At 71.8% G+C, this 24,777-nt stretch carries 23 protein-coding genes; 9 read left to right on the forward strand and 14 right to left on the reverse strand.

What is annotated here, in order from left to right; genetic code table 11:
• Positions 1 to 55: 55 nt before the first annotated feature.
• From AC57BS_RS11545 to AC57BS_RS11570, 6 genes are all read right to left on the reverse strand, one after another.
• Positions 56 to 649, reverse strand: a complete 594-nt coding sequence (locus AC57BS_RS11545; RefSeq protein ID WP_496411585.1) for a hypothetical protein — start codon at positions 647 to 649, stop codon at positions 56 to 58.
• A 129-nt stretch (positions 650 to 778) separates the two neighbouring features.
• A complete protein-coding gene (locus AC57BS_RS11550; RefSeq protein WP_496411586.1) occupies positions 779 to 1,228 on the reverse strand; it encodes a nucleoside deaminase in 450 nt (149 codons plus the stop codon).
• 15 nt (positions 1,229 to 1,243) lie between these two features.
• On the reverse strand, positions 1,244 to 2,143 hold the full coding sequence (locus tag AC57BS_RS11555; RefSeq protein WP_496411587.1) for an ABC transporter permease: 900 nt from the start codon (positions 2,141 to 2,143) through the stop codon (positions 1,244 to 1,246).
• Positions 2,140 to 3,240, reverse strand: coding sequence for an ABC transporter permease (locus AC57BS_RS11560; protein WP_496411588.1), 1,101 nt, complete (start codon positions 3,238 to 3,240; stop codon positions 2,140 to 2,142). The genes AC57BS_RS11555 and AC57BS_RS11560 overlap by 4 nt, the downstream gene beginning before the upstream one ends.
• Positions 3,237 to 4,811: an ABC transporter ATP-binding protein gene (locus tag AC57BS_RS11565; protein ID WP_496411589.1), complete on the reverse strand. Its 1,575-nt coding sequence runs from the start codon at positions 4,809 to 4,811 to the stop codon at positions 3,237 to 3,239. Before AC57BS_RS11565 ends, AC57BS_RS11560 begins: the two co-directional genes overlap by 4 nt.
• Positions 4,808 to 5,875 (reverse strand): BMP family protein, encoded by a 1,068-nt coding sequence (locus AC57BS_RS11570; protein WP_496411590.1) that lies wholly within the window; start codon positions 5,873 to 5,875, stop codon positions 4,808 to 4,810. The genes AC57BS_RS11565 and AC57BS_RS11570 overlap by 4 nt, the downstream gene beginning before the upstream one ends.
• Positions 5,876 to 6,050: 175 nt before the next feature.
• On the opposite strand from AC57BS_RS11570, the gene AC57BS_RS11575 reads away from it, so the two are divergent.
• The 3 genes from AC57BS_RS11575 (at position 6,051) to AC57BS_RS11585 (ending at position 10,589) form a co-directional block, all read left to right on the forward strand.
• Positions 6,051 to 7,571, forward strand: a complete 1,521-nt coding sequence (locus tag AC57BS_RS11575; protein WP_496411591.1) for a PucR family transcriptional regulator — start codon at positions 6,051 to 6,053, stop codon at positions 7,569 to 7,571.
• A 149-nt stretch (positions 7,572 to 7,720) separates the two neighbouring features.
• Positions 7,721 to 8,893, forward strand: a complete 1,173-nt coding sequence (locus AC57BS_RS11580) for a T3SS (YopN, CesT) and YbjN peptide-binding chaperone 1 (RefSeq protein ID WP_496411592.1) — start codon at positions 7,721 to 7,723, stop codon at positions 8,891 to 8,893.
• A gap of 46 nt (positions 8,894 to 8,939) precedes the next feature.
• The gene (locus AC57BS_RS11585) at positions 8,940 to 10,589 is read left to right on the forward strand and encodes a nuclease-related domain-containing DEAD/DEAH box helicase (protein ID WP_496411593.1); all 1,650 of its coding nucleotides are present in this window, start codon (positions 8,940 to 8,942) and stop codon (positions 10,587 to 10,589) included.
• Positions 10,590 to 10,599: 10 nt separating this feature from the next.
• On the opposite strand, the gene AC57BS_RS11590 is transcribed toward AC57BS_RS11585, so the two are convergent.
• Complete coding sequence (locus AC57BS_RS11590; RefSeq protein WP_496411594.1) at positions 10,600 to 11,250, reverse strand: endonuclease/exonuclease/phosphatase family protein; 651 nt, start codon at positions 11,248 to 11,250, stop codon at positions 10,600 to 10,602.
• Between the two features lie 92 nt (positions 11,251 to 11,342).
• Positions 11,343 to 12,530 carry a zinc-dependent alcohol dehydrogenase gene (locus AC57BS_RS11595; RefSeq protein WP_496411595.1) on the reverse strand — a complete coding sequence of 396 codons (1,188 nt, stop codon included), beginning with the start codon at positions 12,528 to 12,530 and terminating at the stop codon, positions 11,343 to 11,345.
• Positions 12,531 to 12,710: 180 nt separating this feature from the next.
• On the opposite strand from AC57BS_RS11595, the gene AC57BS_RS11600 reads away from it, so the two are divergent.
• Together AC57BS_RS11600 and AC57BS_RS11605 are read left to right on the forward strand one after the other, a co-directional pair.
• On the forward strand, positions 12,711 to 14,132 hold the full coding sequence (locus AC57BS_RS11600) for a sensor histidine kinase (protein ID WP_496411596.1): 1,422 nt from the start codon (positions 12,711 to 12,713) through the stop codon (positions 14,130 to 14,132).
• Entirely contained in the window at positions 14,129 to 14,773 is a 645-nt protein-coding gene (locus AC57BS_RS11605; RefSeq protein ID WP_496411597.1) for a response regulator, read from the forward strand. The genes AC57BS_RS11600 and AC57BS_RS11605 overlap by 4 nt, the downstream gene beginning before the upstream one ends.
• On the opposite strand, the gene AC57BS_RS11610 is transcribed toward AC57BS_RS11605, so the two are convergent.
• The 3 genes from AC57BS_RS11610 to AC57BS_RS11620 all read right to left on the reverse strand — a co-directional run bounded on the left by AC57BS_RS11610 (position 14,751) and on the right by AC57BS_RS11620 (position 19,300).
• Positions 14,751 to 15,044 carry a DUF6907 domain-containing protein gene (locus AC57BS_RS11610; protein ID WP_496411598.1) on the reverse strand — a complete coding sequence of 98 codons (294 nt, stop codon included), beginning with the start codon at positions 15,042 to 15,044 and terminating at the stop codon, positions 14,751 to 14,753. The two genes, AC57BS_RS11605 and AC57BS_RS11610, sit on opposite strands and share 23 nt — an antisense overlap.
• Positions 15,045 to 15,130: 86 nt before the next feature.
• The gene (locus tag AC57BS_RS11615) at positions 15,131 to 18,124 is read right to left on the reverse strand and encodes an HYR domain-containing protein (protein WP_496411599.1); all 2,994 of its coding nucleotides are present in this window, start codon (positions 18,122 to 18,124) and stop codon (positions 15,131 to 15,133) included.
• 165 nt (positions 18,125 to 18,289) lie between these two features.
• Positions 18,290 to 19,300 carry a zinc-dependent alcohol dehydrogenase gene (locus AC57BS_RS11620; RefSeq protein ID WP_496411600.1) on the reverse strand — a complete coding sequence of 337 codons (1,011 nt, stop codon included), beginning with the start codon at positions 19,298 to 19,300 and terminating at the stop codon, positions 18,290 to 18,292.
• A gap of 427 nt (positions 19,301 to 19,727) precedes the next feature.
• On the opposite strand from AC57BS_RS11620, the gene AC57BS_RS11625 reads away from it, so the two are divergent.
• From AC57BS_RS11625 to AC57BS_RS11640, 4 genes are all read left to right on the forward strand, one after another.
• Positions 19,728 to 20,966, forward strand: coding sequence for an HNH endonuclease signature motif containing protein (locus tag AC57BS_RS11625; protein ID WP_496411601.1), 1,239 nt, complete (start codon positions 19,728 to 19,730; stop codon positions 20,964 to 20,966).
• Between the two features lie 293 nt (positions 20,967 to 21,259).
• Positions 21,260 to 22,522: a DUF2786 domain-containing protein gene (locus AC57BS_RS11630; protein ID WP_496411602.1), complete on the forward strand. Its 1,263-nt coding sequence runs from the start codon at positions 21,260 to 21,262 to the stop codon at positions 22,520 to 22,522.
• A gap of 24 nt (positions 22,523 to 22,546) precedes the next feature.
• A complete protein-coding gene (locus AC57BS_RS11635) occupies positions 22,547 to 22,774 on the forward strand; it encodes a type II toxin-antitoxin system CcdA family antitoxin (RefSeq protein ID WP_496411603.1) in 228 nt (75 codons plus the stop codon).
• Complete coding sequence (locus AC57BS_RS11640) at positions 22,761 to 23,165, forward strand: type II toxin-antitoxin system VapC family toxin (RefSeq protein WP_496411604.1); 405 nt, start codon at positions 22,761 to 22,763, stop codon at positions 23,163 to 23,165. The genes AC57BS_RS11635 and AC57BS_RS11640 overlap by 14 nt, the downstream gene beginning before the upstream one ends.
• Before the next feature lie 4 nt (positions 23,166 to 23,169).
• On the opposite strand, the gene AC57BS_RS11645 is transcribed toward AC57BS_RS11640, so the two are convergent.
• From AC57BS_RS11645 to AC57BS_RS11655, 3 genes are all read right to left on the reverse strand, one after another.
• Positions 23,170 to 23,835 carry a nucleoside/nucleotide kinase family protein gene (locus tag AC57BS_RS11645; RefSeq protein WP_496411605.1) on the reverse strand — a complete coding sequence of 222 codons (666 nt, stop codon included), beginning with the start codon at positions 23,833 to 23,835 and terminating at the stop codon, positions 23,170 to 23,172.
• Positions 23,820 to 24,188 carry a hypothetical protein gene (locus tag AC57BS_RS11650; protein WP_496411606.1) on the reverse strand — a complete coding sequence of 123 codons (369 nt, stop codon included), beginning with the start codon at positions 24,186 to 24,188 and terminating at the stop codon, positions 23,820 to 23,822. Before AC57BS_RS11650 ends, AC57BS_RS11645 begins: the two co-directional genes overlap by 16 nt.
• A gap of 66 nt (positions 24,189 to 24,254) precedes the next feature.
• Entirely contained in the window at positions 24,255 to 24,662 is a 408-nt protein-coding gene (locus tag AC57BS_RS11655) for a hypothetical protein (protein ID WP_496411607.1), read from the reverse strand.
• Positions 24,663 to 24,777 lie beyond the last annotated feature (115 nt).

The raw sequence follows: 24,777 nt of genomic DNA on the forward strand, positions 1-24,777 counted from the left end.
TGCGGCGCGACCGTACCGGGGCTCCCGAGCGCCCCGGTGCATCCACGGGTAGGTCTCAGCGCGAGGCGAACCAGGGGTGGTGCAGGTCGTAGTACTGCGCGTTCGCCATGGCGTACTCGAGTCCGGACCGCACCTCCGGGGGCGGTTCGACCTGCTCGCCCTGTCGCGCGGCGTCCTCGCTGGTGAACGCGACGGTCTCGGTGAAGGTGCCGTCCGGCTCGATGGCGAGGGTGCCGCCGAGGATCTCGGGCCGCGCCTCGTGCAGCGAGTCGGTGTCGGTGGTCATCAACGACCTGAGGCGTTCGACGTCGTCGACCCTGCCCCGGATGACCTGGACGAAGCCGGCGTCGTCGGACCCGCCGTCCATCAGGAGGGTGACGTCGTCGCAGTCGTGGAACTCGACGGGCCCGTCGAAGAGCTCCATCATGCGGGCGGCCCACGCGTCCTGCTCGGACCGGCCGGAGTTGGACATCGCGGAGTCCCGCGAATCGAATCGGACGACGCCCACGAACATGTCGTCGTCGGTGAACCCGTAGGTCCCTCCGAGCCAGCCCGGTGCTCCGGAGCTGAGCTCGTTGCGCCAGGTGTCCAGGTGCTCGTGGAGCTCCTGCTGGCGCGTGCACTTGCCTTGGATGATCTGGATGAACACGCTGCGCCTCCTCTGTGTGGTCACCCACCTCTCGGGGATCGGGGGGTGGGAGGGCAGTCCTCGAATCTACGCCGGTGAGGGGGCCGCGGACAGGGGCGCCGGATCGGTCTGGACCGGCTCGGTCCGCGCTCAGGCGGGTTCGCCGATGTCCTCGTTCCACAGCTGCGGGTTGGCCGCGATGAAGTCCCGCATCATCGCCTTGCACTGCTCGTCGTCGACCACGACGACCTCGACGCCACGGGAGCGGAGGTAGTCCTCGCCGCCGTAGAACGTCGTGTTCTCGCCGACCACCACCCGCGGGATGCCGTAGAGCAGGATCGCGCCGGTGCACATGTCGCACGGCGACAGGGTGGTCGCGATGGTGGCCCCGGCGTAGACGCTGGCCGGCAGGCGCCCGACGTTCTCCAGGCAGTCGGTCTCGCCGTGCCGGATGGCGCTGCCCAGCTGCACCCGGCGGTTGTGGCCGACCCCGAGCAGGCGGTCTCCCTGCGCGAGGGCCGCGCCGATCGGGATCCCTCCCTCCGCCGCGCCCGCGCGCGCCTCCGCGATGGCGAGGGCGAGCAGCTCTTCGTCATTCATCGATGACTCCTCGTGTCAGGCACGCCGGTAGGCCTTCAAGTAGGACCCCGGGTAGTGCACCTTGCGGCCCCAGACGGCCAGGGCGGTGATCACCGCCACGTAGGGGAGCGCGAGCATCACCTCGCGCGGGACGTCGCTGAACGCCGTGGTGATGGCCAGCTGGAGCTGGAGGGCGTCCGTGACGGCGAAGATAAGGGCGCCGAGCACGACGGGCCACACACGCCACTTGGCGAAGATGACGAGCGCGATGCACACCCATCCGCGTCCGTTGATGATGTTGAGGGTGAAGCTGCCCAGCACGGCGAGGGTGAGGAACGCTCCCCCGATGGCCATGAACGCGCCGCCGACGGCGAGGGCGGCGTACCGCGTGGCGTTCACCGAGATCCCCGCCACCTCGGCGGCCTCGAAGTTCTCCCCGACGGCGTGGATCCGGTAACCCAGGCCGGTCGAGCGCAGCACCCACCACGTCCCCGGAGCCAGCACGAGGAAGGCGACGTACGTCAGCCAGTGCTGCTCGAGCACCGGTACGTCGGACAGCCAGGCGTCGAACTTGTCGTCGAGCTTCGGCCGTCCGCCGGCGTACAGCATCCGGAAGGTGAACTCGCACCCGGCGATGAGCAGCAGCGTCAGGCCGAGTCCAGAGACGTGCTGGTTGAGGCCCAGGGTGACGGACAGGACCGCCATCGCCAGCCCCGCGACGACCCCGGTGAGGATCGCAGCGAGCAGACCCCACCACGGAGAGCCGGTGCGGAGGGCGACGAGGAAGCCGGTGAAGGCGCCGGCGTACATCGTGCCCTCGATGCCGAGGTTGAGCACGCCGGTCTTCTCGACGATCAGCTCGCCGATGCCGGCCCACACCAGCGGGGTGGCGACGACCAGCATGGCGGACAGGGCGGCCAGGAGGTTGATGCTCATCGGTGCCCCACCTCTTCGCGCTCGGGGTCCTCAGCGGCACGTCGCGGTGGTCGCCACTGGACCCGGTAGCGACGCCAGCTCAGCGCGGACAGCACGGTCAGCATCAGGAGGGCGCCGAACATGTCACCGAGCTGGGTGGGCACCTGCAGCACCAGGGAGACGCTCTCGGCTCCGACGGTGATGTCCCCGAGGAGACCCGCGACGAGCACGACACCGAGCGCGGTGAGGCCACCCAGGGTGGCCACGATGATGCCGGTGTACCCGTAGTTGTTGGAGATGCCCTGGGTGAGCTGGTGCTGGACCCCCATCACCTGGGAGGCGCCGCCCAGGCCGGCGATGCCGCCCGACACCAGGGCGGCCCGGAACCGCAGCCGGCCGACCGGCACCCCGCTGAAGGCGGCCGCGTCGGGGGCCGCGCCCGTGGCCCGCACCTGGAGCCCGACCGCGGTCCTGCTGAGGACGAACCACGTCAGGGCGATGATGAGCAGGGCGACCGCGAACCCCCAGTGCACCCGGGTGCCGGGAACGATCTCCGGCAGGTCGTAGCCCCTGCCGAAGCGGTCGGAGTCGGTGAAGCCGCTCGCGGTGTTGCGCCACGGGCCGTTGAGGAGCCCCTGGACGACCAGCAGGGCGACCGGGTTGAGCAGGAGCGTGGTCACCACTTCGTCGATGCGACCGTGCCGCTTCAGCCAGGCAGGCAGGAGCGCCCAGCCGGCGCCCCCGACCGCGCCGGCGACGAGCCCGAGGGGAAGCGCGGCGACGGCCGGCAGGTCCGGGAGCGTCAGCGCCAACCAGGTGGTCAGCACGGCGCCCATGAGGAACTGACCCTCGGCCCCGATGTTCCAGTAACCGGCGCGGAACGCGATGGCGACCGCGATGCCGGTGAACAGCAGCGGCGTCGCGGACAACAGGACCTCGTAGATCCCCTGCGCCGAGCTGAGGGGCTGGACCAGGTAGCGCTCGAACGCCGCCGGCGGGTTGGCGCCGGCGATGCGGATGGGGATGGCGGTGAGCACGACCGTGGCCAGCACCGCCACCAGGACCGCCACGGGCGCGACCCACCGTGGCTCGCTGCCGCGCAGCACCAGGCGCATCATGCGCTCACCTCGCCGGCCATCAGACGTCCCAGCCGGTCGCTGGTGGCCTCTGCCCGAGCCACCTCCGCTGTGATCCGGCCGCGGAAGAGGACCAGGATGCGGTCGCACAGCGCGCGCAGCTCGTCGAGGTCCTCGGAGATCACCAGCACCCCACCGTCGCGCGCCTTCACGTCCTCGAGGCGGCCGTGGACGTAGCGGTATGCGCCGACGTCCAGGCCGCGGGTGGGTTGTGCGGCGACCAGTGCTCGGGGCCGGCGCGCCAGGGTCCGCGCCAGGAGCACCTTCTGCATGTTGCCTCCGGAGAGGTTGGCGATGACGTCCGTGGGGGTCGCCCGGATGTCGAACCGCTCGATGAGCTCCTCGGCGTGCCGACGGACGGCCGCGCCGTCGAGGACGCCGCGGCGGGCGAACGACGGCAGGTCCTCGAGCACGAGGTTCTGCTCCACGCTCAGCTGCGGGACGACGCTGCCACGCCGGTCCTCGGTGAGCCGCCCGAGCCCGGCCTGCAGCCGGGCGCCGACGCTGCTGCGGGTGATGTCCTGACCGGCGACCTCGACCCGTCCGCGGCTGGCCGCCAGCGTGCCGGCCAGCACCCCGGTGAGCTCGGTCTGCCCATTGCCGCTGATGCCCGCGACGCCCACGATCTCGCCGGGCATCACCTGCAGGCTGACGCCGTCGAGGACCGGATGGCCGCGGACCTCGTACGTCACGTCCGTCAGGCTGAGCGCCGGTACGCGCGCGCCGGGGTCCGGGGACGCGGGGGAGGTCGCGTCCCGGTTCGTCGCCGGGACGGAGAGTCCCACGGCGGCGGCGGTGTCGGTGTCCGTGGTGGTCGTGGTCGAGGTCGTGGTCGACCCCATCATCAGGGCCGCCAGCTCGGCGTTGCCGACCTCCTGGGTGACGCGCTCGCCGACCAGCGTGCCGCGCCGCAGCACCACCACGCGGTGGGAGATCTCCGCGACCTCACGCAGCTTGTGCGAGACGAAGAGCACGCCCAGTCCGGAGGCCCGCAGCCGCTCGATCGTGACGAACAGCGCCCGGACGTCCTGAGGGGTGAGCACGGCGGTCGGCTCGTCCAGGATGAGTACCCGGCAGTCGTGGAACAGGGCCTTCACGATCTCCACTCGCTGTCGCTCGCCGATGGACAGCGTGGACACGAGGCGCTCCGGCTGGAGGTCCACGCCGATGCGCTCCATGGCCTGCTCGACACGGGCGCGGTGCTGGCGGGCGTCGATCCGGCCGAGGCCGACACCGGACAGGGCGATGTTCTCCCGGACCGTCATCGTCTCCACCAGCGAGAACTCCTGGGTGACCATGCCAATCCCGGCGGCCATCGCGTCGCGCGGGGACCGGACGTTGAGGGTCCGGCCCTCCATGCGGATGACGCCGGCGTCCGGGCGTACGAGGCCGTAGACGATCTTCATCAGCGTCGACTTGCCGGCTCCGTTCTCGCCGAGCATGGCCACCACCTCACCGCGCCCCACGGACAGGCTCAGCGAGTCGTTCGCGACCAGGTCTCCGAAGCGCTTGGTGATGCCTTCGAGCTCGAGGAGCGGCGCGGCGGTGCTCACTGACGCGAGACGTCGATGGAGCCCGCCGGCGCCGACTCGTCCACCGGTGTGGTGAAGGAGCCGTCCATGATCGCCGCCTCCTTCTCCTCCACCTGCTGCACGAGGTCCTCCGGCACGCCACCGACGACGTCGGTGTTGATCGGGGCAAGCTCGCTGCCGCCGACGTTCATGAAGCTGTACTCGCCCAGGTCGACGGCGGCCGGACCGTTCTCGGCCTGCTCGACGACCGCGTCCACGGTGGGCCGCATGTGCCAGATCAGCGACGTCACGACGTGTTCGGGGGCCTCCTCCTCCTGGTCGACCATCATCCCGATGACCGGGATGTCCGCCTCCTCCGCGGCGGCGATGACCCCGTCGCGCTCGGCGAACAGCACGTCCGCACCGGCGGCGACGTGGGCGTTGGCGGCCTGCTTGGCAGCTGCGGGGTCGAAGAAGGTGTTGATGAAGGAGACCTTCACCGTGGCCTCCGGATTCGTCTCCTTGATGCCCTGGACGAAGGCGTTGACGATCCGGTTGACCTCCGGGATGGGCATCGCCCCGACCACGCCGATCACGTCGCTCTCGGTCAGGCCGCCGGCGATCATGCCGGCGAGGTAGGCCGGGTCCTGCAGCCAGTTGTCGAAGACGCTCATGTTGGGCTCCACGGGGTCCTCGCCCGAGCCGAACGCGAAGGGGATGTCGGGGAACTCCGCCGCCACCTTGCGGACCGCCTCCTCCGCGGCGAACGCGTCGCCCATGATCGCGTCCGGCTGCTCGCTGGACGCGATGTTGCGCAGCGTGCGCTCCATGGCGTCGGCGGTGTTCACGTTGTCGACGTGCTTGTACTCGATGGTCCCGTCCTCGACCGCGCTCTGCAGTGCGGCGTGGATGGCGCCGTCCCACGGCTCCTCGAGCGGGGTGGCGAAGACGCCGTAGATCAGCGGCAGGTCCTCCGTGCCCTCACCGCCACCGCCCGTGGTCTCCTCGCCGGTGGTGCCGCCGCAGGCGGCCAGGGCCACCATACTCGCGGCCGCGACCCCGGCCAGTGCCCGGTGCCGCCAGGTACGACGTGTCTGCTTGCCCATGAGCGTCTCCGTGCTGTCAGGAGCGGTGGCCCCGCGGGTCGCGGCTGTTTCCGCCTCGACAGCAACTCAACCCCCGACCTGCAGCGGACGACAAGGGTCGAAGCGTCATTTCGATGCGGTAACGACCGGACACTTCGTCATGCCGGAGCGGGACCGGTGACGTCATGCTGTCGACATGGCGATCACGGTGCAGGACCTCCTCGAGCTGCCCGTGCTCAGCGAGGCCCGTCCCGAGGTCCTGTCCGGGGGTGACCTGGCTCGCCGACCCGTGCGGTGGGTGCACACCTCGGAGATCTACGAGATCTGGCCACTGCTGCGCGGCGGCGAGGTCCTGCTGACCACCGGGCTGGGTCTGGTGGGTGCGTCACCGGAGGCGACGGCGGCGTACGTCCGCGCCCTGGCGCGCAAGGACGTCGCGGCCCTGCTCCTCGAGCTGGGGCGCACCTTCACCCGCCCGCCCGAAGCGCTCGTGTCGGCTGCCGTCGAGCACGGCCTGCCCCTGGTCGTCCTGCACGGTGTCGTGCCCTTCATCGAGGTCACCGAGACCGTCCACCCGATGCTCCTCGACCACCAGGTGGAGGAGCTGCGCGCCCTCGAACGCGCCTCCGCGGAGATGAACCGCAGGCTCGTGGGCGGCGACGGGCTGCCCGACCTCGTGGATGCCGTCGCCGAGCTGTGCGGGGGACTGGTCGGCCTCTACCGGATGGACGGCACCCTCGCTGCGGGCTCCGACGTCGAGGGTGCCGACGACGCTTGGGAGGTCGGTGTGGGCACGGGGCCGTGGGCGAGGCTCGCGGTCAGAGGGGTCGGGTCCGAGCACCGACGCCTCGTGGAGCACTGCGCCGGCTCGCTGGCCGTCTTTCTGGCCCACAGCGACGCGGCCACGGTCACCCCGAGCACGTCGGCCGCCGCGCTGCTCCGCGACCTCGCCTCGGGCCGGTACGTCTCGGGGGCGGACATCGCCGAACGCGCCTCCGCCCTGGGGCTCTCGGCCCAGCCGGGAAAGCGGCTGCTGGCGCTGGTCGTCCGCACCACGACCCTCACGTCGGGCCGGACCGGCGCCGATGCGGTGGTGCACGCCGCGCGGCGCGTGCTCGAGACCTGTGTGGCGGCGGAGGTGGACGGACAGGTGCTGATCGCCGCGAGCCTGCCCTTCGCCGAGCTCCGCGAGCGGCTGTCCCGTCTGCTCGACTCCATCGATGCCGAGCTGAGCGCGACCGTGGGCGGGTCGGTGAGCCTGATGACGGCCGGCGCCACGGTCGATGACGTCACGGGTCTCGCGCGCTCCGTGCCCCAGGCGATCGAGGCGGCGACGCTGGCCACGAAGCTCAGCCTGCGCTCGCGCCTGGTGCTGGCGAGCGACCTGGGCGTCTACGACCTGCTTTCCGGGGTGGTGGCCGACGCCGAGCTCGAGCGCTTCGTCGACGAGCAGCTGGGGCCCCTGCTGGACCAGGACGCCCGGACGGGCTCGGAGCTCGTCCGTACGCTCGACGCCTATCTGGAGGCGGGTCTGTCCAAGACGACCGCTGCGGCCGCGCTGGGCATCCGCCGGCAGACCATGTACGCCCGCCTGGAACGCATCAGCCGCCTGCTGGGCGGCCTGGCTCCCGACGACCGACAGCGGCGTACGGCGTTGGACCTGGCGCTGGTGACCTGGCGGATGCGGTCCTCCGCACCCGCCCACCGACCGCGCTGATCAACTGCTCGTCCGGCTTCTGGTTGTCGGTGGTGGCGGTCTTGCCCTGGTCGGTCCTGGCGCCGTCGACGGGACGTCACTGTCGGTGGCCGTCCCTAGAGTCGTGCTCGTGGGGATCGCGGGGGCGATCCGGTCAGGGGGTCGAAGGCATGGGCGACGAGCTGGAGCGTCGGTGGGACGACGCGGTCGAGACGGCGTGGCGGGGGTTCAGGCAGCGGCTGGCCGACCGCCTTGCGGAGCTGGGGTCCGGGGGTCTGGTGATCGTGGACACCGGGCCCGACGACGAGGCGGCGCCGTGGTGCCAGGTGCTGGTCGCCGACGGGGTCCTCATCGTCGAGGCGTTGCGCGGGGGAGTGACGGAGGAGTCGGTGGAGCTGACGTCGGGTCATGTCGACGAGGCCGCGGTGCTGGTCGTCGACGCCGTCCGCGAGCGCTACGGCGTGCTGCACCCCGTCTACCTCGACGCCGAGGGCCTCGAGACGGAGGGAGCCGTACGCCCGCTGCCGCCCGAGCCGCGGACTGAGGGGCCCGACCTCGACGAGGCGGTGCAGCCGTCGTCGGTCGAGGAGGTGCGCGCTCTCATCGACCTCGCGGTCGCCGACGCCTACGACGAGGCACCCGCGTGGGACGACGAGGGTGACCTCCCGCTGCCCACCGAAAGCCGCCTCGTCTGGGTCCTGGTCCACAAGGAAGCCCCGCGCGTGCTGCTCTCGTGCATCCTCGTCGACGACGTGGCGGACGAGCCGGCCGCGCTGGCGGAGGTCAACCGCCTCAACCGCACCGAGTTCGGCCTGACCTTCTTCCTGTCCGACCAGCGGATCAGCGTCACGCGCGAGCTCGGCCTCGGCGTCGCGGTGCCGGCGGCCGTGCGCGGCGAGATCATGCGGCTGCTGTCGCAGGTCGACGGGTGGGCGCGCGACCTCGGCGAGCGCGTACGCACCGCGCCGGAGCCCGCGGCCGAGCGGGCGGGCAGCCGCTTCGAGACGGCGTACGCCGTGATGGCCGAGCTCGAGCGGGAGGAGCGCGGGTCGGTCGGGCCGGCCACGATGGTGCGGATCTATGGCAACGACACCGGGCTGCTGCTCAAGGCCCTCCGCATCACGGAGAAGCGCCGCCGGGAGATGCGCGGCAAGGTCCGTGAGGCACGCCAGCTCGGGCACCGCAGCAAGGAGAAGGTCCTCCTGGCGCGGCACGACTACCTCCGCGACCTCGCCGCGCGGATGCGTGCCGGGCTGCGGCTGATGGTCGACGCGCCGGTGCGCAAGGTGCAGCTCGACCAGCTCGCGCTCTTCGACGAGGACGAGGCGGGGACCAACCGGTGACCGCGTTCGGCGGACGCGCGGCGGTGCTCGGTGATGGGGTGGTCGCATGCCGCGCGTGATCCCGGAGAGCCCGACCTTCGCCACGCCGTCCGAGCAGGCCGTGTGGGAGCGGCTGCGGATGAGCCTCGGCGCCGACGACGTGCTCATCGCCAACCTCCGGCTCACCGACGAGCGCAAGGACCACGAGATCGACCTGGTCGTCCTGATGCCCGACGTCGGCATCGTGACGGTGGAGGTCAAGGGCGGCAGCGTCTGGTGGGACGACGGCTGGCGCATCATGCGCCGCGGCCACGAGGCGACCATCCACCCCGTCGACCAGGCCCGTGACGGCAAGTACGCCCTCCGCGGCTACGTCGAGCGCGACGAGCGGTGGGGCAGCCGCACCCGGGTCGCGTGGTCGCACGCCGTCGTCACGCCCTACTCCGAGTTCGGGCCGGACTTCGCGCTGCCCGACCTGCCGCGCTGGGCGCTCCACGACAAGCACGACCAGGACCACCTCGTCGGGCGGCTCCGCCAGAACGCCCAGCGGATGACGCACGGCCAGCGGGTCGCGACCATCGACGACGTCGACGCGATCGCCGAGATCCTCACCGGCCGGCTGCCCACGACGTACGACCTCCGGGCAGAGGCCGACCAGCGTGCTGACATCGCCGACCGGCTGACGCTCGAGCAGGCCACGATCCTGCGGGTCACCCGGCTGCTCCACCGGGTCGAGGTGCGCGGCGGCGCCGGCAGCGGCAAGACCGTCCTCGCGCTCCAGCAGGCCAAGGAGCTCACCCGCGGGCTGCAGGACCGCAAGCCCCAGCGGGTGGCGCTGCTCTGCTACTCCATCGGCCTGGCCGAGCACCTCAGGCGCGAGGTCGCCACCTGGCCGCGCAACCACCAGCCGGCCTTCGTCGGCACCTTCCACGCCTTCGGCAAGCAGTGGGGGGCGTCCGACGGCGACCGTACGGACAGCGACTTCTGGGAGGAGCGGCTGCCGGCCGAGATGGCGGAGCTGGCGACCGCGCTGCCCGACGGCCACAAGTACGACGCGGTGATCGTCGACGAGGCCCAGGACTTCGCCGACTCCTGGTGGACCCCCGTACTGCGCGCGCTGCGCGACGAGGAGGAGGGCGGGCTCTACGTCTACTCCGACGAGAACCAGCGGATCTTCGCGCGCTTCGGCCGCCCACCGGTCGCGCTCGTGCCGCTCGTGCTCGACCACAACCTCCGCAACACCCGGCAGATCCACGAGTCCTTCGGTCCGCTGGCGCCGAGCCGGATGTACTCCCGCGGCGGCGACGGCCCCGCCGTACGCTTCCTCGACGCCGGCGGCGAGGACCCGCTCGACGTCGCCGACGACGAGGTCGACCGCCTCCTCGACGGTGGTTGGGACCCGCAGCACGTCGCGCTGCTCACCACCGGGCACCGCCACCCGATCCAGGTCGAGCGCACCGACTTCCACGACCAGGACGGCTACTGGCGCACCTACTGGGACGACGACGTCTTCTACGGCCACGTGCTGGGGTGCAAGGGCCTGGAGCGACGCGCGGTCGTGCTCTGCCTCAACGAGGACGGCTCGCGCGATCGCGCCCGCGAGCGGCTCTACGTCGGGATGTCCCGCGCCACCGACGAGCTGGTCGTCGTGGGCGACCCCGAGACCGTATGCCGGGTGGCGGGCGACGAGGTGGCGCGAAGGCTCGGGATCGGCTGAGGCTCCCTCGTCACACGTCAACGTCGACGACGTACGCGTCGTGGTCCGACAGCCGCACGCCTTCGTGGGCCGCCTCCACCCGCATCGCGGTGGCGACAGTGCTCTTGCGGACCGCAACGTGGTCGATGCTGAGCAGGCCGTCGATGGCGTGGGCGAGCTCGGCCGTGGGCACCACCAGGTCGAGCTCGTCGAGGGCGCGGATGACTTCGCGCCGACCACCTTGCGAGCCGGCGTACTCCTTGCCGGACAGCGCGTGGTTCCAGTCTCCGCCCCACACCAGGGAGCCGGCGGTACGGAGGTGCAGGAGCAGGTCGTCGACGGTGCCCGCTGTCTTCTCCGCATGGCGGGCCCCCACCCACGGAGGCCGCGCGCCACAGGCGCGCCACGGCAGCACGGAGCTGACGTAGGTCGTCGCGCCGACCTGCGCTGACGCGCTCGCGGGGTGCGGGTCGGGGCGCGAGGTCATCGGCAGCCGGCTGACGATCGCCGCCCATCGACGGCGTCTGGCGATCGACCCCTGGGAGTGGTGGACGGCGTAGCCCGGCAGCCTCGTCCGCTCGGCGACCTCGGTCAGCAACCAGACGTCGCAGTCGGCATCGAGCATCAGGGCTCGGTGGCCGTCCGACCAGCGTCCGGCGAGGTTCCACGTCCCGATGCGCACGCCCGCATCCTGTCGGACGTCCGAGCCCGTCCGGCGACGGGTCACCGCATGTCGAACACCAGCCTCGCCGGCACCTCGCCCGCCAGACAGGATCAGGGCTGGAAGACCACCTTGACCATGCCCTCCTCCTTCTTCTGGAAGTGCTCGTAGGCGTCGGGCGCCTCGGCGAGCGGGAGGTGGTGCGTGGCGAAGGCGTCGACGCCGAACGGGTCGTCCTCGACCAGCATGGCCAGCAGCTCGTCGGTCCAGCGGCGCACGTTGGCCTGACCCATCCGGACCTGGACCTGCTTGTCGAACAGCTGCATCATCGGCATGGGGTCAGCCATGCCGCCGTAGACACCGGAGATCGAGATGGTGCCGCCGCGGCGGACCGCATCGATGGCGGTGTGGAGCGCAGCGAGGCGGTCGAGCCCGGCCTTCTTCATCATCGGCTCGGCGATGGCGTCGGGCAACAGGCCGGTCATCTTCTGCACCGCCTGGGCTCCGCCCGAGCCGTGGGCCTCCATGCCGACCGCGTCGATGACGGCGTCCGGACCGCGCCCGCCGGTTGCTTCACGGATCACGTCGCCCACGCTGCCGACGTCGTTGGCGTCGTCGAAGTTGAGCGGTTCGGCACCGAACGCCTCGACACGGGCGAGGCGCTCGGGCACGCGGTCCACCGAGAAGACGCGGTGCCCGGCGCGTACGCCCATCCGGGCCGCCATGTCACCGATCGGTCCGGCGCCGAGGACGAGCAGGGTGCCACCGTCGGGAACATCGGCGTACTTCAGCCCCTGCCACGCCGTGGGCAGGACGTCGGAGAGGAAGAGGAACCGGTCGTCGGCGTGCTCGTGCGGCACCTTGACCGGCAGGAAGTCGGCGAAGGGCACGCGGAGGTACTCCGCCTGGCCACCCGGGACCTGGCCGTAGAGCTTGCTGTAGCCGAAGAAGCTGGCACCGGTCCCGTGCTCGTGGTTCTGCGTGGTCTCGCACTGGCTGTGGAGGCCCTGCTCGCACATCCAGCACGAACCGCAGCACACGTTGAACGGCACGACGACCCGGTCGCCGACCTTCAGGTTGCTGACGCCCGGGCCGACCTCCTCCACGATGCCCATCGGCTCGTGGCCGACGATGTCGCCGGCCTCCATGAACGGGGCAAGGGTCTCGTAGAGGTGCAGGTCGGAGCCGCACAGGCCGGTGGACGTGATCCTGATGATCGCGTCCGTCGGCTCCTCGATCCGGGGATCGGGCACCTCGGTGACCTGCATGTCGTGGACGCCTTGCCAGGTGACTGCCTTCATCGCGCTGAACCGCCTTCGGGTCGGGATCGTCGAGCCGATCCCGTACCCGAGGCGGCGAGGCGCATGCAGCGCTGACGAGCTAACCCGCGCGGGTGCGGCACATCCAAGGGACAGTCAACCTTGGGGCCAGTTCTGGTAAAGACGGTCAAGCGTGTGACCTGCGCCACCTACAGTGCGCGCATGCCTGTGGGGGGCACGACCACCCGTGTGGCGCCGCGGAGAGCGCCCGTGCTGACGGCTGCGGGTTGGGCGGCCGGTGCGGCGTGCACCGCAGCCATCCTGGGGACGCCGTACCTGCGCTTCGGCTACCACAGTCCGGAGCTGCACCTGGTGCTCGACTCGGTCGACGCCTGCATCGCGCTGCTGCTGGCCTACCTGCTCGTCGGGCGGCTGCGGCGGACCCAGCGTCTGCAGGACCTGCTGCTGGTCGTGGGCCTGGTGCTCCTGGCCGTCGTCGCGCTGGGAGTCGCCCTCTCGGCCAGCCGGTTCGCCGAGCCGGCCCGGCAGACGTTCGGCGTCTGGCTGCCCGTCACCCTCAGGACCACGGCCGCGATCCTGGTCGCAGTCGCGGCCGTAGCCCCGGCGAGGTCGCTGACGCGGACGCAGGTCGTCCGCGGGTCGCAGGTCGCGCTGGTGGGGGCAGCGGCGGCGGTGGCACTCGTCTGGGTTCTGCGCAACGACCTGCCGGTGGCCGTGACCGCCACGCCTCCCGAGTCGGCGCAGCGTCCCGTCATCGACGGCCACCCGGTGTTCCTCGCTGCCCAGGCGCTGGGCGCCGCGTGCCTGCTCTTCGCGTCACTGCAGTTCACCCGACAGGCTCGGGAGCGGGGTGAGGAGGTGCTGCGCTGGCTCGGACCGGGCTGCGCGCTCCTCGGGTTCGCGCGGGTCAACTACCTCCTCTTCCCCTCGCTCTACTCCGGCTGGCTCTACACCGGAGACCTGCTGCGCACTGCCGGGTACGCGTGCCTCCTCGTGGGCGCGACCCGTGAGATCCGCGGCTACTGGGCGGCGCGCGCCGATCTCGCGGTCGTCGAGGACCGGCGCCGGCTCGCGCGCGAGCTGCACGACGGCGTGGTCCAGGAGCTGAGCTGGATCAAGTCAGAGGCCCGCGTGCTGTCCCGGGGCGCGGCGGACGCCCCGACCGTGCAGTCGATCCTCGACGCCAGTGACCGGGCGCTCGACGAGGCCAGGGCGGCGGTCGAGGCGCTGGGCCGGGACGCCGACGAGCCCCTCGGATATGCCCTGCACCGCTCGGCCCGCGACGTCGCCGAGCGGCACGGTGCCCGTGTGGTGGTCGAGCTCGACGACTCGGTGCAGGCCGACCAGCACCAGCGGCACGGGCTCGCCCGCATCGTCCGCGAGGCCGTCGGCAACGCCCTGAAGCACGGGGGCGCCGACTGCGTCCGCGTGACGCTCCAGGCGACGCCGGCGGGCGGCCGCCTGGTCGTGCAGGACGACGGTCGCGGCTTCGACGTGGCGACCGCGGCGTACGGCAACGGCTACGGGCTGACGAGCATGCGCGAGCGTGCCCAAGGACTGCCGGGGGCCTGCACCGTGACGTCCGAGCCCGGCCGCGGCACCTCGGTGGAGGTGACCTGGTGAGCGAGGAGCCCATCCGGGTCGTGATGGCCGACGACCACGCCCGCATGCGCACGCGGATCCGGGAGGCCCTCGAGGCCGGCGGATGCGTCGTCTGCGGCGAGGGCGCATCGGCGGACGAGGCGGTCGCGCTGGCCACCGAGCACCGACCCGACGTCGCGCTTCTCGACATCCACATGCCGGGCAACGGCATCACCGCCGCCCGGGAGATCGCCCGCACGCTGCCCGGCACCGCGGTCGTCATGCTCACCGCCTCCGCCGAGGACGCCGACCTCTTCGACTCGCTGCGAGCGGGCGCCTCTGGCTACCTGCTCAAGGACACCGACCCGGCTGTCCTCGTCGACGAGCTCCGCAGCGCGCTCGAGGGGGAGTCCCCTCTCTCGCGACGGATGGTCAGCCGGATCATGGAGGAGTTCCGCTCGCCGGCCACGCCGCGGTTCGTGCGCCGGTCCCGCGCCTCGGCGAGGCTGAGCGGGCGCGAGTGGGAGGTGATGGAGCTGCTCGGGGACGGGCTCTCCACCGACGAGGTCGCCCAGCGGCTCTTCCTCTCGCCCACGACCGTGCGGGTGCACGTGTCGAGTGTCCTGCGCAAGCTGCGCGTCAAGGACCGCGCGAGCGCCTTCAAGGTCCTGCGGGGGGAGTGAGGTCCGCGGCGCGGTCGACCAGCTGGGTCAGCGCGTCGATGAGGGCCTCGGCCTCGTGGAGCGAGTACGCCTCCGCTCCGACCAGCACGTACGGCCCCTCCCGCACGGCGGTGCCCGGGTCGTGCGGCTGGCACAACCGCAGGACCGCGTGACGCACCATCAGCGCGCCGCTGACGTGCACCGCGTCGTCCTCCCCGGGAAGACGTCCGTGGTCGAGCACGCACCAGGACGGGCAGCTGACCAGCCGGCGCGGCGACGGCACGACACCCATGACTTCCTCCCTCGGTCCGGTGTCGCCCGAGCTGCCTCCAGCCCACTGTCGTGGTCTGGAGGCAACTCCGAGCGCTGGAGCCTCCGCTACTTCAGCGAGATGTTGACCGTGCGGAGCACACCGTCACCGACATCGACCCTGAGCTGGTAGGTGCCGGCGGACAGCGTCTTCGTGTTGAGGTTGAAGACGTACTGGCCGCTGGTGGTGTCGTACCGGAACAGGTTGCCGGTGGTGGCGCTGGAGGTCGAGATCGCCTCGACCTCCTTGCCGGCGGGGACGGTGCCGAGCTTCTGCAGGTAGAGCCTCGCCTGCAGGTTGGTGATGCCCGCACTGGCGCCGGTGAGCTGGAACTTCACCGGGACGGTGCTGGCCAGCTTGAAGATCGAGCTGCCGTCGGTGTTGACCGGCTGCAGGATCCCGGACCAGGCCGCAGTGACCGTGACGGTGAACGTCTCCGTCCCGGTGTTGCCGGCCCTGTCCGTCGCCGTGCAGGTCACGGTGGTGCTGCCCAGCGGGAAGATGCTGCCGGACGCCTTGTCGCAGGTGGCCTCCACGGCGCCGTCGACGATGTCGCTCGCGGACGGCGCTGAGTAGGTCACGGCCGCGCCGTTCGCCGAGGTGGCCGTGGCTGTCCGGGCGGTCGACACCGTCAGGTTCGGTGCTGTGGTGTCCTCCACCGTCACGGAGAAGGTGTTGTCACCCAGGTTGCCGGCCTTGTCCTTCGCCGAGCAGGTGACCGTGGTCGTGCCGATCGGCAACACCGAGCCGGACGCCTTGCTGCAGGTCGCGGTCAGCGGCCCGTCGACGTCGTCGGAGGCGGTGACGCCGATGTAGGTCGCCACGGCGCCGCCGGGTCCGGTCGCCTCCTTGGTGAAGTCAGCCGGGACGGTGACGACCGGCTTGGTCTGGTCCTGCACCTCGACGGTGAAGGTGGCCGTGCCAGTGTTGCCGGCGGCGTCCGTCGCCTTGCAGGTGACGGTGGTGATCCCGATCGGGAAGCTGCTCCCCGAGGCCGGTGAGCACGCCACCGGGCGGACGCCGCTCACCAGGTCGCTCGCTCCAGCGCCGGTGTAGGCGACGACCGCGCCGGTCGGCGAGTCGTTCCCCGTCACCAGGTTGGCGGGCGCCTGGACCTCGGGCGGCGTGGTGTCCTGCACCGTGACGGTGAAGGACTTCGACCCCTTGTTGCCGGCCGCGTCGATCGCCGTGCAGGTCACCGTGGTGGTGCCGAGCGCGAAGACGGTGTCGGAGGACTGGGTGCAGCTCGGGTTGATCGGGCCGTCGACGAGGTCACTGGCGCTGACGTCGCCGTAGGCGACCTTGGCGCCGGTCGGGCCGGTGGCCTCGGCGACCTCGTCGGTCGGGACCTGGACGCTCGGAGCGGTGGTGTCGACGACGGTCACGGTGAAGCTCTCCGCGCCCGTGTTGCCGGCATCGTCGGTCGCCGAGCAGGTCACCGTGGTCGTGCCCAGGCCGAAGGTCGATCCCGAGGCCGGGTCGCAATCGGTGCTCACGGCACCGTCGACCGCGTCGTTGGCCGAGCCGGAGAAGGTGGCCGGGGCCCCGGCGGCCGACGTCGCCTCCGTCGTGACGTCCGCCGGGACCTGCACGGCAGGTGCCGTGGTGTCCTCGACCGTCACCGTGAAGGAGCTGTCGCCGGTGTTGCCGGCCTTGTCGGTGGCGGAGCAGGTCACGGTCGTCTCCCCCAGCGGGAAGACCGAGCCCGCGCCCTTGCTGCAGCGCACCACGAGCGCGCCGTCGACGTCGTCCTCGCCGGTGGCCGCGGCGAAGTCCACGGTGGCGCCGGTCGGACCGGTCGCCTCCACGGTGCGGTTCGCCGGAACGGTGACGACCGGCTTGGTCACGTCCTGGACATCGACGGTGAACGTCTCGGTGCCCTCGTTGCCCGCCTGGTCGGTCGCCGTGCAGGTCACGACGGTCGTGCCGAGTGCGAACGTCGTGCCGGACACCGGCAGGCAGCTCGCCGCGACCTTGCCGTCCACCAGGTCGCTGGCGGTGGCGGCCTCGTAGCTCACGGTCGCGTCGTCGTTGCCGACGACGAGGTTCGCCGAGGTGGTCACCACCGGGGCCGTGGTGTCACGCACGACCACGTCGAACGGGTCGCTGGTGCCGGTGTTGCCGGCCTTGTCCGTGGCGGAGCAGGAGAGCGTCGTGGTGCCGACTGGGAATCCGGCACCGGAGGCGTACGACGCTCCGGCGGGCGTGGTGCACGCCACCGGGCGGACGCCGTCCACGGCGTCGTAGGCGCTCGCGGCGAACTCGACCGGGGTGAGGGCGTCGGTGGCCTCGACGGGGTCAGGCGCCACCGCGGTGACCAGCGGCTTGCGCGTGTCGACGATGGTGTAGGTGGCGGAGGCCTTGGCGTTCAGGCCGCCGCCGTTGGCGGCGTCCGTGTAGTCGCAGGACGCGGTCTGGCTGCCGAGGCCCTCGGCGGCGCGCGGGCCGGTGATGGCCGCCAGGCTGGCGTCGAAGGAGCTGTTGCCGTCCTCCTTGTCGGTGACGTTGCAGCGTGCGACCGGCACGTTGCCGAACTCGTAGGACGAGCCGTTGACCACGTTGGAGATGGCGACGGTCGGTGCCGTGTTCACGACGGCGGGCTTGGTGACCGTCAGGGTGAAGCTCGCGCCGCTCGTGACGTACGTGCCCGTGCCGGCGTCGCTGATCGACACCGAGATCGCGTAGGTCCCCGGGATCGCGGAGGAGAAGTCGAAGTACTGCGTCGTGCAGTTGGTGTACTCGCGCGAGGCCGGAGTCACGGTCACGGCCGCAGGCGTGACCACGGTCAGCCTGGCGGGCGTTGAGTCCGCGGGATTGCAGCTGTTCTGGACGTCGCCGTCGCGATTGTTCTGGTTGGCGATCGTGTAGCCGATCGACGTCGTGTCGCCTGCGACCACGCTCGGGCTGCCGCCTGCGACGATGGTGTTCGACACGGTGTCGGCCTGGGCCGCGGTGGGCACCGCGAGCACTGCCAGGACGCTCGCGCTGACCAGCGCGAGCGCCCGGCGTCCCCACGAGCTCGCTCCTGTGGACCCCCCGGTCCCCCTGTGCGTTCGTTGCATGACTTGCCTTCCCCACGATTGCCGGCCGCCCCCTGCGGGCGAGCCCTCACCAAGGGTGTGGTGGGGGCCGCCACGGGAGAAGGGGTTCAGGTGTTCAGGGGCCTGAACGCAGCGTTCAACCAGGTAAACGCAGCAGACGGTCGTCGGAAACCGCGACCAGACGCGTCACCGCATGTCGAACACCAGCCTCGCCGGCACCTCCCCGGCCAGCACCTCCTCGAAGCACGCGTTGACATCGTCGAGCTTCCGGCTCTCGGTGACGACGCGGGTCAGCCCGCGGGCGTGGAGGTCGAAGCAGGTGGCGAGGTCGTTGCGGGTCCCGACCAGCGAGCCGATGATCGAGATGCCCTTGAGCACGGTCTCGAAGACCGGGAGCTCGAGGCGGTTGTCGGCCGGCAGGCCGACCAGGACGAGGCGACCGTTGGGGTTGAGGGCGGCGTGCGCGGCGCGCATGGCGGCAGGCGACGGCACCGTCACGAGGGCGATGTCGACGCCGCCCAGGTCGGCGAGCTGCGCCGCCTGGTCGCCGCGCGCATCGACCACGTGGTCGGCTCCGAGGTCCTTGGCCAGCTGGAGCTTGTCGTCGTGCACGTCGACGGCGACGGTGCGGGTGCCGAAGATGCGCGCGTACTGCAGCCCGAGGTGGCCGAGGCCGCCGATGCCGACGACCATGCACGTCTCGTCCGGCTTGGGGTTCGCGACCTTGAGCGCCTTGTACGTCGTCACGCCGGCGCAGGTCAGTGGCGCCGCGTCCATCGGGTCGACGCCGTCGGGGACGGGTACGACGTGGCTGGCCCACGCGACGGCGTACTCGGCGTAGCTGCCGTCCATCGTGTAGCCCATGTAGGACGGGCTGGTGCAGTAGGTCTCCCAGCCGTCCACGCAGTAGCGGCAGTGGCCGCAGGCCTGGCCGAGCCACGGCAGGGCGACGCGCTGGCCGACCGCGACGGGCAGGTCGCCCTCGCCGACGGCCTCGACGATGCCGACGCCCTCGTGTCCGGGGACGAGCTGGTCCTTGGGCTTCACCGGCCACTCGCCGCGAGCCGCGTGGATGTCGGTGTGGCACAGCCCGCAGGTCTCGATGCGGACGAGCACCTGGCCGGGACCGGGCGCGGGTACGGCCAGGTCGCGGATCTCGAGCGGTGCTCCGAGGGTGGGGACGACGGCAGCCTTCATGGCGTGCTCCTCTGTGGTCTGGGTGCGGCGCGGAATGCGCCGAGGGAGCAGCTGGCTCCACCTCGAGGGTCGTCGTGTCGCGGGTCGGCCGGCAGGGGCGTTGGGCCCCGGGTGCGGGGCGAAGGTCCTGCCCCGCTTGGTGTAGACCGCGGTGATCTCCGCGGCCGCGGTGGCGAGGGCGTGCGGCACTTGCCGTGGTATTCGAACAGGTGTACGATGGTGCGTAGCACGCCGATCCGGAACGGGTCCCGTCTGAGGCGACGAGGATCTGGGGGTCGGGACAGTCATCCATAGAACCCGTCGTGGTGCTGGCGGGATGCCGTTGGTGCGGCTCACGGATGGCGACCGTGGCGAATGGGCCGGCACGTCTCACCGCACCACCCCGGGAGCGGGTGGGTGTTCGTGACGTGCTCGAGGAGATGGCCCAGTGCACCAGGCTCAGCCCCACCCGGTCGTGGCGTGTGCCGCGGTCCTCGACGGTGCGCTGAAGGACGTCGCGTCGGTGGAGCCGGGGTTCATGTCGGTGGGGGAGAAGCAGGCCGCGCTGACGGCGCTGGCCTCCGTGCGCTCGGAGCTCGACGCACTGACCGCGCGGGTGCTGGCGGCCTCGGGTGACGTGGCTGACGCGCACGGGCTGCGTGACGCGGCGGCGTGGCTGGCGGTCCAGACCCGGGCCACGCAGCGTGAGGCGCGCCGCGACCTCGCACTCGGGCGGGCGCTGGAGCAGCACCCGTGGGTCGCGTCGGCGTTGACGTCCGGTGGGCTGCGGACGGAGCAGGCGCGGGTGATCACCGCGGCGGTCGACGCGCTCCCCTCCCACGTCGACACGCAGACGCGCGAGGCCGCGGAGACGGTGCTGCTGGGGCTGGCCGAGAAGCACGACGCGCGTGAGCTCAAGCAGATCGGCAAGCGGATCCTCGACGTGGTCGCCCCCGAGGTGGGGGAGTCCCACGAGGCGGCCGCGCTCGCGGCGGAGGAGGCCCGTGCCGCGGCCACGGTGGAGCTGAGCATGAGTGACGACGGCGAGGGACGCTGCCGCGGCAGCTTCGTGCTGCCGTCCCACATCGGCAAGATGCTCAAGCGGCACCTCCTCGCACTGGCCAACCCGGCCCGCCACACCGAGGCCGAGCTGCGTGAGGAGACCGGCGGGTGGAAGCCGCTGCGCCGCCGCCTGGGCGAGGCGTTCATCGAGTACGTCGAGCGCTACCCCACCGACGCCACACCACAGACCGCCGGGGTCAACGCCACCGTGGTGGTGACCATGACCCTCACCGACCTGCTGGCCGAGCACGCCACCGCGCTCCTCGACGACGGCACGCGGATGTCCGCCGGGCAGGCACGCCGGCTCGCGTGCGAGGCCGGGATCATCCCCGTCGTCCTCGGCACCGACTCCCAGCCCCTCGACATGGGGCGCCTGCGACGGCTGTTCACCAAGGCCCAGCGCATCGCCCTCGGGCTGCGCGACCGCGGCTGCACCGCCCGCGGGTGCGAGACCTCAGCGTCGGGCTGCCACGCCCACCACGACGACCCCTGGTCCCGTGGGGGACTCACCGACCTGACCAACGGCCGGCTGCTCTGCCCGCGCCACCACCGCCTGGCCCACGACTCCCAGTACGCGATGACCATCCACGCCGACAACAAGGTCACCTTCGCCAGGCGGACGTAGACCGACGGGGGCGACCGTCGATCAACGCGAACAAGCTGAAGCGAGGCTGGCCTCGTCGAGTGGTCCTGGAGCTTGCTTCGCTCGCTCCTCGGCCAGCGATGGAGTCTGCAGCCGCGATCGGCCGCTCGAGGTTGCGCTCGAACCCGGGGACTTGCAGGGGCGTCGGGCCCGGCATGCGGGGCGAAGGGTCCTGCCCGGGCTACGGCAGCCGGACCTGTGGATGACCTCCACCCATCGGCATGCCGATGTCGGCGGCCAGTCGTAGCGTCCGCCGACAACGAAGGGGGACCCGGATGGGCGTCAACAACAGGAAGCGCAGGGCGGCGAGGCAGCGCAAGCAGGCGCGCGATCGCCACGAGACAGGAGCGCAGGGCGGCTTTCACCCGCCCGGGGCCGAGAGCTGGGACGCCGAGACGGCGTACGACCTCGTCGAGGCCAAGGTGCTTGCCGCCGTACGCCGCCTGGGCCGGCAGCGGCTCGCCGGCGCCGAGCTGGTGAGCGTCGCGGAACGGCTGGTCGCCAGCGTCGCGCCGCACCCGCGCCACGTGGTCGAGATCGTGGTCAGCGACCTCCTCCTCCGGGTGGTCAAGGCCGTGGCCGACGGCGGCTGGTCGCCTGCGGACCTGGCCGAGCTGGTCCGGCGCAACCTGAGCCCGGCGTACGTCCCGCCCCTCGCCGCCGCGCTGCACGAGGATTGTCGCCAGCACCCGCGCGGTCACGCATGGCAGTCGGCGGTGGACCGGATCGGCTCCCAGCCCGCGCTGCTGCTCGGCGCGAGCGAAGCCCTGCCGTCGGCCCTGGGGCTGGCCGCGCTGCTGACCCACACGCCGTTGCTGTCCGACGCCGTTGCCGCCACTCGTCCGGAGGACGGCACCGAGCATCCCAAGCTCGCACGGGTGCGCGCACTGCTGGCGAAGGCGGAGTCCACCGAGTTCGACGAGGAGGCCGAGGCGTTGTCCGCCAAGGCCCAGGAGCTGATCTCTCGATATGCCCTGGACCGGCTGGTGGACGAGGGGCCGGCCCGGGACCGGAGCGACCTGCAGGTCCGGCGGCTCTGGCTGGATGCGCCCTATGTGCGGGCCAAGACGGCGCTCGTGTCTGCCGTGGCGTCGGCCAACCGGTGCCGTGCCGCGAGCGCCGAGCGGTGGGGCTTCTGCGTGGTCGTGGGAGCGGCGCACGACCTGGACGCGGTCGAGCTGCTGGTCACCTCGCTCCTGGTCCAGGCCGACGCGACGATGCTGCGCCACGGACGACGCTCCGACCGAGGTGGGACCACCCGCACCAGGTCCTTCCGCCAGTCGTTCCTGACCGCCTACGCCACCCGCATCGGCCAGCGGTTGGCCGCCGCCAATGTCGCAGCTGCCCGCGCGGGCGAGGTGGACCTGCTCCCGGTGCTGCGCTCGCAGGAGGTCAAGGTCGCCGAGGAGTTCGAACGGCTGGTGCCGCACACCGTCGGAAGGTCGGCGAGCGTCAGCAACGGTGAGGGCTGGGCCGCCGGGCTCGCAGCCGCCGACCTCGCGGTGCTCGACGTCCACGGACGACTCGATGCGGGATGAGAACGAGGTGTGTAGCGTGTGTGTATGGCCCGGATCAATGTCTACGTCCCCGACGAGCTGGCCGCTCGCAGTCGTGAGGCGGGCCTCAACGTGTCGGCGCTGACCCAGCAGGCCATCGCCGCCGCGCTGGCGGTCGAGCAGACGGACGCCTGGCTCGCGGCTCTCGCTCCCCGACGGTCGACCGAGGTCGCCGTCGACGACGTCCTGGCCGCGCTCGACGAGGTTCGGGACGACTTCGGTGCCGCCGGCTGACAGCTGGGTGGTCGATGCCTCGGTGCTGGTCGACCTCGTCATCGGTGGCGCTGCTGCCACTGGCAGCGCCGCGGCGCTCGCCGGCCACCGGCTGCACGCGCCGGCTCACGTGGACGTCGAGGTCGCGTCTGCGCTGGCTCGCCTGCATCGTGCCGGCGCGATCAGCAGGGCCGCGGCGGGTCGCGCAGTGAGCGCCTTCGCCGACGCCCCGCTCGTACGCCACGAGCTGCCGACCCTGCTGCCCGGGGCGTGGAAGCGGCAGTCGCGGCTGAGGGTGGCCGATGCGTTCTATGTCGAGCTCGCGCACGAGCTGGGCACCCGGGTGCTGACCGTCGACGCCCGCCTCGCTCGCGCCACGACGTACGCCGTGCTGCCGGCGGGGATCGGGTAGCACCTCACCCAGCGATGGAGTCGGCATTCACCACGAGGTCGGCCGAGCCCCGCGTGGACGCCACCAGCGCGGCGTTCGGCTCGTCGACCTGCTCGACCCATGCCCGCGCCGCGGCCGGTTGCTTGCCGAACCGCTCGTGCCGCCGCACCAGCCGGTCGCGGCGTACGTCGTCGTCCACCTCCACGAACCACACCTCCGTGCACAGCGGGCGTACGCGCTCCCACCCGCCGTCGGGCAGCAGCAGGTAGTTGCCCTCCGTGACCACCAGCCGCACGGACGACGGGATCGCGATGGCAGCGGCGATCGGCTGCTCGAGGTCGCGCTCGAAGCCGGGGGCGTACAGGGTCCGGCCGGGCTCGTCGTGCAGCCGCTGGAGGGCCGCGACGTAGCCGTCGACGTCGAATGTCTCCGGCGCTCCCTTGCGGTCACGGAGCCCGAGCCGATCGAGCTGGACGTCGGCGAGGTGGAACCCGTCCATAGGCAGGTGCCCGACGGAGTCCGGACCGAGGTCGGAGCGCAGCCGCTCGAGCAACTGCGAGGTCAGCGTGGACTTGCCCGCGCCCGGTGCGCCGGCGACGCCGAGCACCACCCGCCCCGGATGGGCGAGGAGCGAGACGGCGCGGTCGGCCAGCCGGGACGGCGACGAGCTCGCGCTCAGTCGCGCTCCCACGGGGCCTCTTCACCCATCTTCGCGTAGTACTTCGCGAGATGGCTCTTGACCCGGTCGACGTCCTCGGCGGGCAGGTCGACGCCGCCGCGGCCACCGGACATCACGTTCCCCGCCGCCATGACCCCGCGCGGGACGGCGCGCAGTCGACCGTCGATCACGTCGGCGACCAACAGCTTGTAGGCGGTGAAGTTGTCCTTCTTGTCCGCGTCGTACCAGACGTGGGCGTCGCGGTACTTCTCGTTGGGCTCGTCCTCTGCCCCGGCCCACTCGCGCACCCGCTTCTCGGCGGCGGCGCCGTCCCAGTCGTGGTCGCGGTCGGTGAGAGGCAGGTCCTGGAAGCTCGTCACAGCCATGCCTCCACGGTGGTCCCGCAGCCGGCGCGACGCAACACCCCGAGGGCGGACGCCGGAGCCAGGCGACTACCGGATCCCGACGACGTCGGCCGGGATGGGACGGATCTCGCCGCGGGTGGCGAGGTGCACGACCTCGCACGGCACGCAGGCGCGGCGCGCGGCGGCGTACAGGCTCCTCGCCCAGGCGCGGTCGGTGTCGGTGATCGTGCCCTTCCCCGGCCGGGACCGGAGGAACGCGACTCGTACGCCGGGTGCCACCTCGCGGTCGAGCATGAGCAGGATCTCCGCGAGGCCGTCGACGTGGGCGGCGTCGGGCGGGTCCTCGCACTCCGAGATCTCGGTCAGCTGGGGCAAGGGACGATCGTCGACGACGAGCATCATCCAGACGCTGTGGCGGCCGAAGCTCCACGGACCCATGAGCTCGCGCCACGCGTCTTCCACCTGTGTCTGGGTCGTGAGTACTGGTTCGAACATGACGCCGAGCCTGCCTCTGTCGAAGGCGTCTGGCGAACGAGTCTCCACAGGGCTGCGGGTTGTCCACAGATCTGCATCAGCTGCTTGTGGCGGCTGACCGCACCGGCCTTGGCTG

This window comes from Nocardioides sp. BGA-UO-ETr-FS32, assembly GCF_059567905.1.

What these genes read in the sequence shown, in the direction of transcription:
- AC57BS_RS11600 (WP_496411596.1), top strand. Translation starts at nt 12,711, where the DNA reads ATGCCTGTGGGGGGCACGACCACCCGTGTGGCGCCGCGGAGAGCGCCC.
- AC57BS_RS11585 (WP_496411593.1), top strand. Translation starts at nt 8,940, where the DNA reads ATGCCGCGCGTGATCCCGGAGAGCCCGACCTTCGCCACGCCGTCCGAG.
- AC57BS_RS11655 (WP_496411607.1), bottom strand. Translation starts at nt 24,662, where the DNA reads ATGTTCGAACCAGTACTCACGACCCAGACACAGGTGGAAGACGCGTGG.
- AC57BS_RS11620 (WP_496411600.1), bottom strand. Translation starts at nt 19,300, where the DNA reads ATGAAGGCTGCCGTCGTCCCCACCCTCGGAGCACCGCTCGAGATCCGC.
- AC57BS_RS11575 (WP_496411591.1), top strand. Translation starts at nt 6,051, where the DNA reads ATGGCGATCACGGTGCAGGACCTCCTCGAGCTGCCCGTGCTCAGCGAG.
- AC57BS_RS11570 (WP_496411590.1), bottom strand. Translation starts at nt 5,875, where the DNA reads ATGGGCAAGCAGACACGTCGTACCTGGCGGCACCGGGCACTGGCCGGG.
- AC57BS_RS11615 (WP_496411599.1), bottom strand. Translation starts at nt 18,124, where the DNA reads ATGCAACGAACGCACAGGGGGACCGGGGGGTCCACAGGAGCGAGCTCG.
- AC57BS_RS11650 (WP_496411606.1), bottom strand. Translation starts at nt 24,188, where the DNA reads ATGGCTGTGACGAGCTTCCAGGACCTGCCTCTCACCGACCGCGACCAC.
- AC57BS_RS11550 (WP_496411586.1), bottom strand. Translation starts at nt 1,228, where the DNA reads ATGAATGACGAAGAGCTGCTCGCCCTCGCCATCGCGGAGGCGCGCGCG.
- AC57BS_RS11610 (WP_496411598.1), bottom strand. Translation starts at nt 15,044, where the DNA reads ATGGGTGTCGTGCCGTCGCCGCGCCGGCTGGTCAGCTGCCCGTCCTGG.
- AC57BS_RS11630 (WP_496411602.1), top strand. Translation starts at nt 21,260, where the DNA reads ATGGGCGTCAACAACAGGAAGCGCAGGGCGGCGAGGCAGCGCAAGCAG.
- AC57BS_RS11580 (WP_496411592.1), top strand. Translation starts at nt 7,721, where the DNA reads ATGGGCGACGAGCTGGAGCGTCGGTGGGACGACGCGGTCGAGACGGCG.
- AC57BS_RS11595 (WP_496411595.1), bottom strand. Translation starts at nt 12,530, where the DNA reads ATGAAGGCAGTCACCTGGCAAGGCGTCCACGACATGCAGGTCACCGAG.
- AC57BS_RS11635 (WP_496411603.1), top strand. Translation starts at nt 22,547, where the DNA reads ATGGCCCGGATCAATGTCTACGTCCCCGACGAGCTGGCCGCTCGCAGT.
- AC57BS_RS11560 (WP_496411588.1), bottom strand. Translation starts at nt 3,240, where the DNA reads ATGATGCGCCTGGTGCTGCGCGGCAGCGAGCCACGGTGGGTCGCGCCC.
- AC57BS_RS11555 (WP_496411587.1), bottom strand. Translation starts at nt 2,143, where the DNA reads ATGAGCATCAACCTCCTGGCCGCCCTGTCCGCCATGCTGGTCGTCGCC.